Below are 13,214 nucleotides of genomic sequence, written 5' to 3'. Positions count from 1 at the left end.
TAGCTAACGATCATTCCAATCGCCAGAAACGTGATGGAGACCGCGAGGACCGGAGCAAGTAACCAGCGGGCTTGGTGAACACTCTTTTCCATGGGCTCCTCCCGTAAACTCGCAGCTTGCAACGATTGCGAGCAACCGCGGTTCCGGATGGCGCGATATCCAGCCTATTGCGCGAACAGCTGAGACTTAGGTCCTGTCTCGTATAGGACCGAAGCCCACTCAAGGAACGTTTGCTGCTGCCTCAGGTTTGGTGAGCCTGACGCGAAGACGCCGTTTGGCGCAACAGAGCTCACACAAAGGAGGCACTTATGAGAATGCGTCTTTCCACTGCAGCGGCGGGATTTCTGCTGCTGGCAGGCATCGGCGCCGCTGCCGCTCAGGACGTAGTCATCGAGCCTGAGCAGGAGACCGTCATCAAGGAATATGTGAAGAAGCAGCCGCTCGCATCGGTGAAGGTGCCAGGGGTGGAGCTCAATATAGGCTCAACGCTGCCCGAGACGGTCGAGCTTCATGAAGTTCCCGACACCAGATACAGCTACGTGGTGGTCGATAACCGGACTGTTGTCGTTGATCCAGGCACACGCAAGATCATCAAAGTCATTGAATGACCATAGCAATTCGAGGAAAAATGCGTAGCGGTTCTCCGTCCGGAATTGCGCAAAAACAAATACTTAGAGCGGTTCTGAGGTTCTAAAAAACTGAATCGCTCTGGCGGCTAGGAGGAGATCCCGCCGTGCCGAAACGTGCGGCGGGAAGCCGGCAAGGGAAGCCAGCAAGGGAGGAATATGATCACCATGTTGAACCGTGAGATTGGAGCATCGCAGGCGCTTCGAAGGCGCATGACCAACCTCGATAAAAGGATGCGCGACGCGCGGATTACCGAGAATGAACTGAAGACTTTTCGAAAGGTCGCAGCCGTCATGGAGGACGGCAAGGGCAGAATCGATGCCGACGATTTGATTGCCGCATCCTTCGTCGTCGAGACGCTGGACTAACCAAGCCGCCCTTAAGCTCTTCAGAATGCGAGGCGCTGCAATGTCCCTCTCACCCAGCCTATTCTCTGTCGGTCTGACCTTCCAATGCCCGCAGTGCAATTTCACCGTCGTCAAGAACGGCAGTTGGTTTCAGGTCGTTTCCCATTACAAGTGCGACGGATGCGGACGCGATATCCGGATCACCTATCCCGACAAGATTGCTATCTTCAGGAAGCACGAGTACTTGCTCACGACTCCACCGGGAGCGCGGTAGATGCGGCAATAAGCTCGACTGCCGGGGGCGAGCGCGCGAGGCGGGGAAGCCGGCGTTCGCCCCGATGGGCGAGATCGGCACGCGCAAATACGTCGGCTAGGCCTTCACTAGTTCCGGCCGCGGGCCGCGAGCGGCTCTGAAGACGCTTCCAAAAGCACGCCGGGCACGCCGGAGACATGGCGCGTGAATCCATGTCCCTTTTCAGGTATCACCGATCTCTGCACGCTTCGCAGGTTGGATTCGCCGATGTCGCGGGCACTTCCTGTGCTTCATCCAATGTTCGCGGTGAGGGGGGCGTTGGTGGACATATCCGCCAATGGCGGTCGGGCGGATCTGAACGGGGCTTTCCACGAATGACAACGATGGGCGCGGCGGCACTGCTGATCCTGATCCTGACCTATGCGGGCGTGGCCATCGGCAGGTTCCCCGGTCTGCGCCTCGACCGGGCAGGCATTGCGCTGCTCGGCGGTGCGGCGATGATCGCCATCGGCGCGCTCAGCTTGGACGAGGCCTACCGTGCCATCAATTTCGACACCATCACGCTGCTGCTCGGCATGATGATCGTCGTGGCCCATCTAAAAGTGTCGGGCGCTTTTCGCGCACTCGGCGCCATCGCCATCGAGCACGCGCATGCGCCGTTTATGCTGCTGGTGATGGTGACGCTGCTGACCGGCGTTCTGTCGGCGTTCCTGGTCAACGACGCTATCTGCCTGGTCATGGCGCCGATTGTCGTCCATGTCACCCGTGTCATCAACCGCAACCCAGTTCCCTACCTGATCGCCACCGCCACGGCGTCGAATTGCGGCAGCGTCGCCACCATCACCGGCAATCCGCAGAACATGGTCATCGGCGCGCTGTCGGGAATTTCCTATCCGGCCTTTTCGGCGGCTCTGGCGCCGGTCGCCCTGTTCGGCCTCGTCGCCGTCCTCGTCATCGTGCGAATCGTCTATCGCGCAGAATTCGCTCGCAAGGCCGAACTCAGCCCCGAAGTCTATCGCGGCCGCATGCTACCGGGACAGGTGCTGAAGGCGGCAGCCGTCTGCATCGGACTGGCGATCGCCTTCTTCGCCGGCGTGCCGGTCGCCAAGGCGGCGCTCATCGGCGGCGCCATTCTCCTGGTCACCCGCGCCATCAAGCCGGCGCGCATCTATCGCGAGATCGACGGGCCGCTGCTGTTCATGTTCGCCGGCCTGTTCATCGTCGTCGCCGGCGCCGAGAAGGCGCTGCTCAGCCCCGACATCATCGCCTCGGCAAAGGACCTCGGGCTGGACGACGTCTGGCGGCTGTCCGGCCTCACCGCGGTGTTGTCCAACATCATGAGCAACGTTCCGGCCGTGCTGGCGTTGCGGCCGTTCATACCCGGTCTGGAAAACCCCGAGCGCGCCTGGCTGGTCGTCGCGATGAGTTCGACGCTGGCCGGCAATTTCACGCTGCTCGGTTCGGTCGCCAATCTGATTGTCGCCGAGCACGCGCGGGTCTCCGGCACACCACTATCGTTCGCCGCCTTCTTCAAGGTAGGCCTGCCGCTGACGCTGGTCACGCTGCTTGCCGGGACTGCGTGGCTGGCTTTCGGGCTTTAGCCGGCGCGGATAGTTCCGGCAGCATTATGAACGCGTCGTCAGACGCTGTTTTTGGATCTCGCCCGAACGAGCATCGCCGCAGCCCGGCCGGCTGCTTCGATATAATCAGGGTTGCGGTGGATCAACATGATCGAGAAGGCGCCGTCCATGAGAAGGACGATTTCGCGCGCTAGCGTCTGCGGTTCCAAAATGCCGCGGCCTGACATTTCGCCGGCCAGCCATTTTTCGAAATTCGCCTTGTGTCGCGCCCCGACCTTGATCGCCGGGTGTCCGGGCATGGCGGCGAGTTCCGCGGCCGTTCGCAGGAAACCGCATCCTTTCCATCTGGGGTGGCGCGCCACCCGTGCCAGATTGGTGAAGATCGCTTCGACCTTGCGATCGGGGCCGCCTTCGGCGGTGTCGAACCAGCCGGCCATCTGCTTCAGGTTCGGCTGGTCGCGGCCATCGAGATAAGCGGCGATCAGGTCGTCCTTGCTCTTGAAATGATAGTAAAGCGTGCGCTTGGTGATGCCTGCCTTTTCAGCGACCGCATCGACGCTGACACGGCCAATCCCCTCGGCATAAAAGAGCTTCGTCGCGGCATCGACAATGCGTTTGCGGGTAGGGCTGGGCGCTTGCGGCATAGGGCGAGGTATACCGACTAGTGAATATACAAGCAATCGAAAGCCTGATCCTTTCTTGCCCAGCCATATCGGAAAGGAAGCCAAATGACCGGACTTGTCCTGAGCGAGGTTCGCGACGGAGTTGCCGTCCTGACCCTCAATCGCCCTGAAAAACTCAACGCACTGAACTACGCCATGATCGATCGCCTGCTGGCCATCCTCGACGTCATCGAGGTCGATGGCTCTATCCGCGCAGTCATCCTCACCGGCGCAGGCGAGCGGGCGTTCTCGGCAGGCGGCGACATCCACGAATTCTCGGCAAGCGTGGCACTTGGCGCCGATGTCGCTCTGCGCGATTTCGTCATGCGCGGGCAGCGATTGACGGCACGGCTGGAAGCGTTCCGCAAGCCCGTCATCGCCGCAGTCAACGGTCTTGCCTTCGGCGGAGGTTGCGAGATCACCGAGGCCGCGCCGCTCGCCATCGCCAGCGAGCGCGCCTCGTTCGCCAAACCCGAAATCAATCTCGCCATGCCGCCGACCTTCGGTGGAACGCAGCGCCTGCCGAGACTGGCAGGGCGCAAGCGCGCGCTTGAATTGCTGCTGACAGGGGAGGTGTTCTCGCCGCAACGCGCGCTCCAGCTCGGCCTCGTCAACCAAGTGGTTCCACATGACGACCTGATGCCGGCCGCTCTCGACCTGGCTCGGCGGATATCCCGGCACTCGCAACTGGCGGTCGCCAGTATCCTCACTGCGGTAACGCGCGGCCTCAACCAGTCCATCGCCGAAGGCTTGCTGGTCGAGGCCGAACAGTTCGCCCGCATGGCTCCGACCGCTGATCTGCGCGAAGGGCTCGACGCCTGGATCGCGCGCCGCAAGCCGACCTATTCCGGCTCGTGGTCGCGCATTGCTACGGATGCGTGAAGCGCCAGGGACTGTGATCTCGCTGGAGCCGGTTCCGGCGATAGTTGAGGCGTTCGATTGCGGAGGACTATTTGGCGCGGGTGGGCCAGAACGCCCAGATCAGCAAAGCCGCCAAAGCCAGCCAGAGCGCCACGATAAAGAACATTGCCGTCCTGCTTTGCGGGCGTCTTTCGAGCGCGGCAGCCCGCGCCCGAAACTCATCCATCAGTGGCGACGGAATAAGCTTTATCGCCAGGATTACGCCGAGCGGCACGATGATCAGGTCGTCGAGATAGCCAAGCACCGGGATGAAATCCGGGATCAGGTCGATTGGGGAAAGCGCATAGGCGGCCACCATCCCCGCCACGAGTTTCGCGGACCAGGGCACCCGAGGGTCACGCGCGGCGAACCACAGGGCGACGACATCAAGCCTGATGTCGCGCGCCCGGCGCTTTGCCGTTTCCAGCCATGCTTTCATAGGATTGTTTTAACATAGATTGTCGAGCGGCGGTTGCTGCCCGCGAAAGACAATGATCGACGCCGCCCTGGCAGGGTTCGACAGGGTGAAGCCATCATGCTGCCGTCAGTCCATGACCGTGCGCTGTAGGAAACCTACGCCGCCGCCCGAGCCATCCTGTTCGCCGCGACGCAAACCGGCGAACCCGCCCTCGCTACCAGGTGGCTTGACGCTGCCGCACCGCCCTGTGCGCACAGGGCGGTCTCCGCTTGGCATGGCTACGGCGACCTTACCGTCAGATGGCCTTTCATGTTGGGATGGAAGCGGCAGAAATAGTCGACCGAACCCGCCGTCTTCAGCGTCAGGCTCGCCGCCTTCTTCGGCGGGATCATCACCTCCCAGCCGCCTTTGACGGTCGCCGTGTGGGCGAACACGTCCTTGTTGACCCACTCGATCGTGTCGCCGACCTTCGCCTTGATGCTTGCGGGCGAAAATACAAGCTTCTCAATCGTCACCTCAATCGTTTCGGCCTTGGCTGGTGCGGCACCAATGGTTAGCGCCAGAGCAATCCACAGATGCCGTTTCGACGCCGTCGGTGCTGTTCTCATTTCAGTCTGCCGGCGACATGTTCGGCATGCTGTTCATGGCCCTGGAATAGCTTCAGGCCGGTCTCCAGCAGATTCTTCAGTTCGGCATTCTCGGCCGCGGGTATCAGCAGGGTTTTCAGCGCGCCGTTGACCTGCTTATGGTAGGCGACCTCGTTGGCGACATAGGCCTTGTCGAAGGCGGCGCCGTCGAGTTTGGCGAGCTTGGCTCGTTCCTCGGCCGCCGCCTCGGTCAGCGCCTTGCTGGTGGCGTTGTCCTCCGGCGTAACCTTGAGCTTCTTGACCAGGTCAAGCGCTTGTTTGTTTACGGCTTCATGATCTCGCACCATATCTTTGGCGAAATCTACAACCTCTTTGTTCTTCGATTTCTCCAGCGCTTGTTTGGCCGCTTCGACGTCAAGCACGCCGGCTGTGTAGGCGATGTGGGCGATCTGCGGGTCGGTCGGCTTGTCGGCAGCTTGCGCCAACGGCGCTGCGCTGAGCAGGAAAAGCGCTGCCAGTGCGGTGGTCGATCGAATAGACATGACGTTCTCCTTCGCCGGATGCGGTTGGCTCCGGGCATTTCAGTTGACGATGATTGGATGCCGGGCGGGGGCAAACGTTCCCGGGAATTCGGGAGAAATCAGTCTGTAAAGCCAAGTCGCTGCATCACCGCGGCGGTCAGCCGTTCACACCGGCGGCCGGCGAAGGGGAACGCATTGAGCAGCACCGGGCCGATCTGATCGTCCAGCGCCTTGCGCACGAGGGCGCGGGCGCGGTGCAGGCGGCTCTTGACGGTTTCGGGCCGCACATCAAGCAATTCGGCGGTCTCCTCGATGCTGAGACCCTCGATCACCCGTGCCACGAACACTGTCCGGTACACATCGGGAAGCCGATCGGTCGCCCGTTGGACGAGCTCGAGGATTTGCCGTTGCGCCATCGTCCGCTCCGGATCGTCGCCGGGATCGAGGGGAAATTTGATGATTTCGGCGTGTGGAGTTTGCGGCATGGCTACCGTTCGCCGTCTTTTGCGCAAGCGCCCAAGCGCCTCATTGATGACGATGCGCGACAGCCATGTGGCGAGCGAGGATTCCCCGCGAAAATCCCCGAGATGGGCAAAGGCCCTGACATAGGCCTCCTGCACGATGTCTTCAGCCTCACTGTCGTTGCGGACGATGCTGCGGGCGATACGATAGAGTCGCCGGTTGTGCATCTTGATAATCGTGCGGAAGGCTCCGCCCTCGCGCGCCAGCGCGCGCCCGACAAGCTGGATGTCGCCAGATGCCGTGACGGTCAAGACAGCAGACATGACCGGTTTCCTCATCGCGAGCCAATCTCCTGACCGGAAGCAAATCCTCCGATCGAAACAGTGGACGGTCTAGCCGAGAAAAGGTTCCCGAATATTTTTCGCGGCGGCCGGCACCGATTACGCTGCCGCTTCCGCCAACGCCTTGTCGCCAGCTTGCGCGCGTGCCGTTGCAGCCAGCAGATCGGTCTGCGTAATCAGGCCGAGAATGTGCTGGTTGTCGTCTACGATGACGACGGCGTGGCTGCGGCCGTCGGTAAGCACCGGCAGGAGGCCCATGGCCGGCGCGCTCGCCGAGGCAGTCGCCGCTGTCGATGTCACGCTTTTCACGGTCTCCGCCGCTCGCGTCAGTTCTCGAAGCCCGACGGCGCCGACCAGCCTTGCTTCTCTATCGACGACCGGCAGCGTGCGGATGTTATGCTCGAGCAGCAAATGACGAGCGTCCTCTGCGCGAGCGTTTTCATCGATCGAAATCACATCGCGCGACATGATGTCTTCGCACAGCAAGGTCCGGTGCGTGCGCACCATCGCCTGCAATTCGACTTGCCGCAGCAGTCGTTCGATGTCGTTGCGGTCGATATCGAAGGTCTCCTCCAGCGCGCCGAGTGCGGCATCGATATCCTCCGGCCGGAAGCCGACCCGCTCCCGTGCCGGCGGGTCGATGGTTCCATGCGTGCTCCTGGGGGCAGGAGCCGGCACGTGAGGATAGTTGCGCCTCGACAACCTGTGGAAGCCGTAGCCGAGCGCCACAAGCACCACGGAGTTCAGCGCCACCGGCACGAACGGAAACAGGAAACCCGCACTGATGACGGCCGGGCCGCCGAACACCGCCGTCAGAGCCGCCGCGCCGCCTGGTGGATGCAGGCAGCGTGTGAACGACATGGCGGCGATGGCAAGCGCAACGGCAATGCCCGTGGCAAGAACGGGCTCATGCACGAAGTGCGCCACGATCACGCCGACTAGCGCCGATATTGTGTTGCCGCCGATGATCGACCAGGGTTGCGCCAGCGGGCTCGCCGGCACTGCGAACAAAAGCACTGCCGAGGCACCCATCGGCGCCACGAGCAGCGGCACATGCGGGCCGCTGCCGAGCACGAGGCCACCGATCGCGCCGGTCAGCGCAATGCCGATCGTCGCACCGAAACAGGCGATCATGCGCTCGCGCAGTGTCGCGCCGGCCAATATGGGAGAAAAAAGACGAAAGGCCATGGATGCTCTGGGGTTTATCCCACTCTGGGGTTGATCCCCGAGGAGTGTTGAACTTTGAAACGCCTTCCAATGACGCCAGACGGCTGAAATTCGAAAGCCAAACCAATCCGAGAAATAGCGGATTTGGGAAATATTGTTGCGCGCGGGCAGATCAGGCGAGGTCTGGGCCGCCAGCCGGAGCAGCTACGCAGCGTGATCCGGCTAGTCTTTTCAAGTGGTTGCGCGCGTTTTCTGAATCGGTTTTGGAGGCTCGCTGCCGTCGCTCAACCCGCCGCCGCAGCGAGGCCGCGTGCAAGGTCGGCCTTGAGGTCATCGATATCCTCAAGCCCGATCTGCAGGCGGACAAGCGGACCTTCGTAAGGGCCCTTGGCGACGACGCGGTCGCCGAGGAAGACCGGCACCGCAAGGCTCTCATAGCCGCCCCAGGAATAGCCGAGGCCGAAAATCTCAAGCGCGTCGAGGAAGGCATGCTGCTGTTTTTGGCCGCCGCCCTTGAGCACGATCGAGAAAATGCCGCTCGAGCCGCAAAAGTCGCGCTTCCAGAGATCATGGTCGGGATGGCTGGGGAGGGCGGGATGCAGCACGCGCGCCACGCCCGGTTGGCCCTCCAGCCAGCCGGCGATGCCAAGTGCGCTGCGCTGATGCTGGTCGAGGCGCACGCCCATCGTGCGCAGGCCGCGCAGCACCTGGTAGACATCGTCCGGTCCGGCGCAGCAGCCCATCGTGTAGAAGGTCTCGCAAAGCTGTTTCCAGCAGGCTGTATTGGCGGAGACGGTGCCAAGCAGCACGTCGGAATGGCCCGCCGGATATTTCGTCGCCGCATGGATCGAGATATCGACGCTGTGGTCGAGCGGACGGAAGTAGAGCGGCGTCGCCCAGGTGTTGTCCATCATGACGATCGCGCCGGCTGCGTGTGCCGCGCTGGCGATGGCCGGTATGTCCTGAACTTCGAAGGTGTTGGAGGCCGGCGATTCGGTGAACACGACCCTGGTGTTGGACTTGATCAGCGCCGCTATACCGGCACCGGCATGCGGATCGTAATACTCGACGTCGATGCCCAGGCGCTTCAGCATCGTGTCGGCGAAATTGCGGGTCGGATGATAGACGGAATCGACGATCAGAACATGGTCGCCCGCCGAAAGGAAAGCCAGCAGCGGCACCATCACCGCCGCCAGCCCGGATGGCACTATGATCGTGCCGGCCGAGCCTTCCAGCCCATCGATGGCGCTTGCAAGGGCGTCGGTGGTCGGCGTGCCGCGCGTGCCGTAGGTGTATTTCTGGCCGCGGCCGGCCATCGTCGCCGCGTTGGGATAGAGCACGGTCGAGGCATGCACGACCGGCGGATTGACGAAGCCGAAATAGTCGCGCGGATTGTTGCCCGAGTGGGCAAGCCGCGTGTTGATGCCCAATTCGTTGCGGTCTTTTGTCATTGCGCTTCGCCTCTGGTGAAGCGCTAGCCATAGTGCGGCAGCATTGGCGGCGCAACCGTTCGCCATCCGCCAGCCGGCGGACTTTGGGTGTGCCAATTGACCCCATGACAACTCGGCAAAACGCAGCCTCCCGAAGGCGGTTTCGAAGGCCAACCCCGATTTTGCACCGACCGGACCTGCCGGCTTCGTTCGCACCATTGACTAATTTCCAGGCGTGTTCGTCTGCAATTCGAGCATTTCCGGCAATTGGTTTTCGAACTCTTTCGGTTTCGGTCATTTTCCTTGACCTCACAGGAATAATCGCCTTCGATGCGGTTCGTGAATGGGAGGCAGCGCGTCGGTTGCGATGCGGGGTTCCGGGAATGGGCCGGAACCGGAAGCTGCGTTCACACGGGAAAAAAAGTCAGGTTCGCCTGAAAAAACAGAAAAGGGTCTGTGGGTTATGAAACACATTGCAATCGGCGTTCTCGGCGCCGCCGTGCTTGGATTGGCGGCTTCGGCCGCGTCGGCGGCCACGCTCGACGACGTCAAGGCGAAGGGCTTCATCCAATGCGGCGTCTCGACTGGTCTGGCCGGCTTCTCGGCACCGGACGATAAGGGTGACTGGCAAGGCATCGATGCGGATTTCTGCCGCGCTGTCGCGGCGGCCGTCTTCGGTGACGGCAGCAAAGTCAAGTTCACGCCACTCAGCGCCAAGGAGCGGTTTACCGCGCTCCAGTCCGGCGAGATCGACATCCTGTCGCGCAACACCACCTGGACCATCAACCGCGACACGGCACTTGGCCTGAATTTCATTGGCGTCACCTACTATGATGGCCAGGGCTTCATGATCAATGCCAAGAAGCTGCCGGGCGTGAATTCCGCGCTGCAGCTTTCGGGCGCGGCGGTCTGCGTGCAGAGCGGCACCACGACCGAGCTCAACCTTGCCGACTATTTCAAGTCGAACAAGATGGAGTACAACCCGGTCGTCTTCGAAAAGCTGGAAGAGGTCAACGCCGCCTATGACGCCGGCCGCTGTGACGTCTACACCACCGACCAGTCGGGCCTCTACGGCATCCGGCTGACGCTGGGTGCGCCGGCCGACCACGTCGTGCTGCCCGAGATCATCTCCAAGGAACCGCTTGGACCGGCCGTGCGTCAGGGCGATGACCAATGGTACCACATCGTCAAGTGGACCTACTTCGCACTGCTGCAGGCCGAGGAACTCGGCATCACCAAGGCCAATGTCGACGAGATGAAGAACTCGGACAATCCCGAAATCAAGCGCGTGCTCGGCGAGGAGGCCGATACCAAGATCGGCACCGATCTCGGCGTCTCCAACGACTGGGTCGTCAACATCGTCAAGGCCGTCGGCAATTACGGCGAAATGTTCGAGCGCAATGTCGGTTCGGGCAGCCCGCTCAAGATCGCCCGCGGCATCAATGCGCTGTGGACCAAGGGCGGCCTGCAATACGCTCCGCCGATCCGCTGATCGAGATGTGATCCGGAAGGCAGCTTCCTGCCTTCCGGTTTCTCTTTCCAGGGATGGTCGAAATGGCATCGCAGGAAATTCTTCGCGAGGAGCCAAGCCGCGGTTCCTTCATTAACGATCCGAAGGTCCGCGGCATCGTCTTCCAGGCGCTGGTTATCATCGTGCTGGCGGCGTTGGTCTGGTGGATCGCCCACAACGTCGTTGCCAATCTGACGCGCCTGCGCATCGCATCCGGCTTCGGCTTCCTCAGTGGCCGCGCCGGCTTCGACATCAGCGAGAGCGCGATCGCTTACTCGTCGGATTCGACCTATGGCCGCGCCATTTTGGTCGGCTTCATCAACACGGTGATCGTTGCCGTCGTCGGCATCATCACCGCGACCATTATCGGCTTCATCATCGGCATCGGCAGGCTTTCGAACAACTGGCTGATCAGGAAGATCTGCACGGTCTATGTCGAGGTCTTCCGCAACATCCCGCCGCTGCTGGTCATCTTCTTCTGGTATTCCGGCGTGCTTGCCGTGCTGCCGGCGCCGCGCGAGAGCATCCATTTGCCGTTCGGCTCCTTTCTCAATCAACGCGGCTTCTATTTTCCGCGCGCCATGTGGGGCGATGGCTCCTGGCTGATCCTGGTTGCTTTGCTTCTCGGCATCGCCATGGCGTGGTTCGTCGCCCGCAAGGCACGACAACGGCAGATGGCGACCGGCCAGCAATTCCCGGTGTTCTGGACATCCATGGCGCTGATCATCGGCCTGCCGTTGCTGGCCTATGCGCTGAGCGGCTTCCCGTTGAGCTTCGATTATCCAAAGCAATCGACGTTCAATCTGACCGGCGGCTTTCAGGTCAGGCCGGAGTTCCTGTCGCTTTATCTGGCGCTGTCCTGCTATACGGCCGCTTTCATCGCCGAGATCGTGCGCGCCGGCATCAGGGGTGTCAGCAAAGGCCAGACCGAGGCGGCCGGTGCGCTCGGGCTGCGGCCGGGATCGATCCTGCGGCTTGTCGTCATTCCGCAAGCCATGCGCATCGTCATTCCGCCGCTGACCAGCCAATATCTCAACCTGACCAAGAACTCCTCGCTGGCCATCGCCATCGGCTATCCGGACCTGACCGCGATCGCCGGAACGGTGCTGAACCAGACCGGCCAGGCGGTCGAGGGCGTGGTGATCATGATGGCCGTCTATCTGGCGCTCAGCTTGCTGACCTCGGCGGTCATGAACGTGGTCAATGCCAGGATGGCGCTGGTGGAGAGGTAGGGCCATGCAGGAACACGACCTTTCCTTCGTCCGCGCCGAAATGGTGCTGGCGCAGCCGGCGCCGCCAAGCGAGCGTGGTCTGGGCGCCTGGATCCGCAAGAACCTGATCGCGTCGACCGGCGACACCATCCTGACCATCATCGGCATCGTGCTGGTGGCGATGCTCCTGCCGCAAGTGATCAACTGGGCCTTCATCAACGCCCAGTGGACGGGACCGAACCGCACGGTCTGCGCCACGGTCGCGCAAGGCGGCATCCAGCCGGACGGCTGGTCCGGCGCCTGCTGGGCTTTCGTCAACGCCAAGTTCGGCCAGTTCATGCTCGGCCGTTATCCCTTGGAGGAGCGCTGGCGGCCGATCCTGGTCGCCATCCTGTTTGTGGCGCTTCTGGTGCCGCTGCTCATCCCGAAGGTGCCGCGCAAGGGACTGAACGCCATTCTTCTCTTTGGCGCGCTGCCGGTCGTTGCCTTCATCCTGCTGGTCGGGGGCATGTTCGGCCTGCCGCATGTCGAAACCTCGCTGTGGGGCGGACTGCTGGTGACGCTCAGCCTGTCCTTCGTCGGCATTGCCGTGTCGCTGCCGGTCGGCATCGTGCTGGCGCTCGGCCGGCGCTCGAAGATGCCGATCATCAAGACGCTGTGCGTGGTCTTCATCGAGACGGTGCGCGGCATCCCGCTGATCACCGTGCTGTTCTTTGCAAGCGTCATGCTGCCGCTGTTCCTGCCGGCCGGTGTCAGCTTCGACAAATTCCTCAGGGCACTGATCGGCGTATCGCTGTTTGCGGCCGCCTACATGGCAGAAGTGATACGCGGCGGTCTGCAGGCGATCCCCAAAGGTCAGTACGAAGGCGCCGATTCGCTCGGCCTCGGCTACTGGCAGAAGATGGGCCTGATCGTGCTGCCGCAGGCGCTGAAGCTGGTCATTCCGGGCATCGTCAACACTTTCATCGGCATGTTCAAGGATACCAGCCTGGTCATCATCATCTCGATGTTCGACCTGCTCGGCATCGTCAAACAGAATTTCTCCGACGCCAATTGGGCGACGGCGCAGACGGCCAGGTCCGGCCTGGTGTTCGCCGCCTTCGTCTTTTGGCTGTTCTGTTTCGGCATGTCACGCTATTCGATGTTCACGGAACGTCGGCTCGACACCAGCTACAAACGCTAAGAACAAAAAAGGGAA

At 61.9% G+C, this 13,214-nt stretch carries 14 protein-coding genes; 7 read left to right on the top strand and 7 right to left on the bottom strand.

The window, feature by feature from the left end:
- Nucleotides 1-308 precede the first annotated feature (308 nt).
- The 3 genes from AC0L26_RS29560 to AC0L26_RS29550 all read left to right on the top strand — a co-directional run bounded on the left by AC0L26_RS29560 (nt 309) and on the right by AC0L26_RS29550 (nt 2,828).
- Entirely contained in the window at nt 309-608 is a 300-nt protein-coding gene (locus AC0L26_RS29560) for a DUF1236 domain-containing protein (RefSeq protein WP_473635741.1), read from the top strand.
- Between the two features lie 231 nt (nt 609-839).
- A complete protein-coding gene (locus AC0L26_RS29555; protein WP_352932455.1) occupies nt 840-995 on the top strand; it encodes a hypothetical protein in 156 nt (51 codons plus the stop codon).
- A gap of 606 nt (nt 996-1,601) precedes the next feature.
- On the top strand, nt 1,602-2,828 hold the full coding sequence (locus AC0L26_RS29550) for an anion transporter (protein WP_473635740.1): 1,227 nt from the start codon (nt 1,602-1,604) through the stop codon (nt 2,826-2,828).
- Between the two features lie 38 nt (nt 2,829-2,866).
- On the opposite strand, the gene AC0L26_RS29545 is transcribed toward AC0L26_RS29550, so the two are convergent.
- On the bottom strand, nt 2,867-3,451 hold the full coding sequence (locus AC0L26_RS29545) for a TetR/AcrR family transcriptional regulator (protein ID WP_473635739.1): 585 nt from the start codon (nt 3,449-3,451) through the stop codon (nt 2,867-2,869).
- A gap of 84 nt (nt 3,452-3,535) precedes the next feature.
- Here AC0L26_RS29545 and AC0L26_RS29540 point away from each other — a divergent pair, with 84 nt between their 5' ends.
- Entirely contained in the window at nt 3,536-4,351 is an 816-nt protein-coding gene (locus AC0L26_RS29540; protein WP_473635738.1) for a crotonase/enoyl-CoA hydratase family protein, read from the top strand.
- A gap of 67 nt (nt 4,352-4,418) precedes the next feature.
- Here AC0L26_RS29540 and AC0L26_RS29535 read toward each other — a convergent pair whose 3' ends face one another.
- The 6 genes from AC0L26_RS29535 to AC0L26_RS29510 form a co-directional block, all read right to left on the bottom strand.
- Complete coding sequence (locus AC0L26_RS29535) at nt 4,419-4,808, bottom strand: YkvA family protein (RefSeq protein ID WP_473635737.1); 390 nt, start codon at nt 4,806-4,808, stop codon at nt 4,419-4,421.
- A 257-nt stretch (nt 4,809-5,065) separates the two neighbouring features.
- On the bottom strand, nt 5,066-5,395 hold the full coding sequence (locus tag AC0L26_RS29530; protein WP_473635736.1) for a cupredoxin domain-containing protein: 330 nt from the start codon (nt 5,393-5,395) through the stop codon (nt 5,066-5,068).
- Nucleotides 5,392-5,916 carry a DUF4142 domain-containing protein gene (locus AC0L26_RS29525; protein WP_473635735.1) on the bottom strand — a complete coding sequence of 175 codons (525 nt, stop codon included), beginning with the start codon at nt 5,914-5,916 and terminating at the stop codon, nt 5,392-5,394. The genes AC0L26_RS29530 and AC0L26_RS29525 overlap by 4 nt, the downstream gene beginning before the upstream one ends.
- A gap of 98 nt (nt 5,917-6,014) precedes the next feature.
- Complete coding sequence (locus tag AC0L26_RS29520) at nt 6,015-6,680, bottom strand: RNA polymerase sigma factor (protein ID WP_473635734.1); 666 nt, start codon at nt 6,678-6,680, stop codon at nt 6,015-6,017.
- A 117-nt stretch (nt 6,681-6,797) separates the two neighbouring features.
- Complete coding sequence (locus AC0L26_RS29515) at nt 6,798-7,886, bottom strand: HPP family protein (RefSeq protein ID WP_473635733.1); 1,089 nt, start codon at nt 7,884-7,886, stop codon at nt 6,798-6,800.
- A 263-nt stretch (nt 7,887-8,149) separates the two neighbouring features.
- On the bottom strand, nt 8,150-9,316 hold the full coding sequence (locus AC0L26_RS29510) for a cystathionine beta-lyase (protein WP_473635732.1): 1,167 nt from the start codon (nt 9,314-9,316) through the stop codon (nt 8,150-8,152).
- A gap of 442 nt (nt 9,317-9,758) precedes the next feature.
- Here AC0L26_RS29510 and AC0L26_RS29505 point away from each other — a divergent pair, with 442 nt between their 5' ends.
- From AC0L26_RS29505 to AC0L26_RS29495, 3 genes are all read left to right on the top strand, one after another.
- Nucleotides 9,759-10,787 (top strand): amino acid ABC transporter substrate-binding protein, encoded by a 1,029-nt coding sequence (locus AC0L26_RS29505; protein ID WP_473635731.1) that lies wholly within the window; start codon nt 9,759-9,761, stop codon nt 10,785-10,787.
- Between the two features lie 62 nt (nt 10,788-10,849).
- Complete coding sequence (locus AC0L26_RS29500) at nt 10,850-12,037, top strand: amino acid ABC transporter permease (RefSeq protein WP_473635730.1); 1,188 nt, start codon at nt 10,850-10,852, stop codon at nt 12,035-12,037.
- 4 nt (nt 12,038-12,041) lie between these two features.
- Nucleotides 12,042-13,199: an amino acid ABC transporter permease gene (locus AC0L26_RS29495; protein ID WP_473635729.1), complete on the top strand. Its 1,158-nt coding sequence runs from the start codon at nt 12,042-12,044 to the stop codon at nt 13,197-13,199.
- Nucleotides 13,200-13,214: the final 15 nt, after the last annotated feature.

The sequence above is a fragment of the Mesorhizobium sp. WSM4823 genome, from assembly GCF_055811195.1.
This window is presented reverse-complemented; position numbering and strand designations above follow the sequence as displayed.

Coding starts and splice junctions, on each gene's coding strand:
- AC0L26_RS29560 (WP_473635741.1), top strand. CDS start 309: ATGAGAATGCGTCTTTCCACTGCAGCGGCGGGATTTCTGCTGCTGGCA.
- AC0L26_RS29555 (WP_352932455.1), top strand. CDS start 840: ATGACCAACCTCGATAAAAGGATGCGCGACGCGCGGATTACCGAGAAT.
- AC0L26_RS29550 (WP_473635740.1), top strand. CDS start 1,602: ATGACAACGATGGGCGCGGCGGCACTGCTGATCCTGATCCTGACCTAT.
- AC0L26_RS29545 (WP_473635739.1), bottom strand. CDS start 3,451: ATGCCGCAAGCGCCCAGCCCTACCCGCAAACGCATTGTCGATGCCGCG.
- AC0L26_RS29540 (WP_473635738.1), top strand. CDS start 3,536: ATGACCGGACTTGTCCTGAGCGAGGTTCGCGACGGAGTTGCCGTCCTG.
- AC0L26_RS29535 (WP_473635737.1), bottom strand. CDS start 4,808: ATGAAAGCATGGCTGGAAACGGCAAAGCGCCGGGCGCGCGACATCAGG.
- AC0L26_RS29530 (WP_473635736.1), bottom strand. CDS start 5,395: ATGAGAACAGCACCGACGGCGTCGAAACGGCATCTGTGGATTGCTCTG.
- AC0L26_RS29525 (WP_473635735.1), bottom strand. CDS start 5,916: ATGTCTATTCGATCGACCACCGCACTGGCAGCGCTTTTCCTGCTCAGC.
- AC0L26_RS29520 (WP_473635734.1), bottom strand. CDS start 6,680: ATGTCTGCTGTCTTGACCGTCACGGCATCTGGCGACATCCAGCTTGTC.
- AC0L26_RS29515 (WP_473635733.1), bottom strand. CDS start 7,886: ATGGCCTTTCGTCTTTTTTCTCCCATATTGGCCGGCGCGACACTGCGC.
- AC0L26_RS29510 (WP_473635732.1), bottom strand. CDS start 9,316: ATGACAAAAGACCGCAACGAATTGGGCATCAACACGCGGCTTGCCCAC.
- AC0L26_RS29505 (WP_473635731.1), top strand. CDS start 9,759: ATGAAACACATTGCAATCGGCGTTCTCGGCGCCGCCGTGCTTGGATTG.
- AC0L26_RS29500 (WP_473635730.1), top strand. CDS start 10,850: ATGGCATCGCAGGAAATTCTTCGCGAGGAGCCAAGCCGCGGTTCCTTC.
- AC0L26_RS29495 (WP_473635729.1), top strand. CDS start 12,042: ATGCAGGAACACGACCTTTCCTTCGTCCGCGCCGAAATGGTGCTGGCG.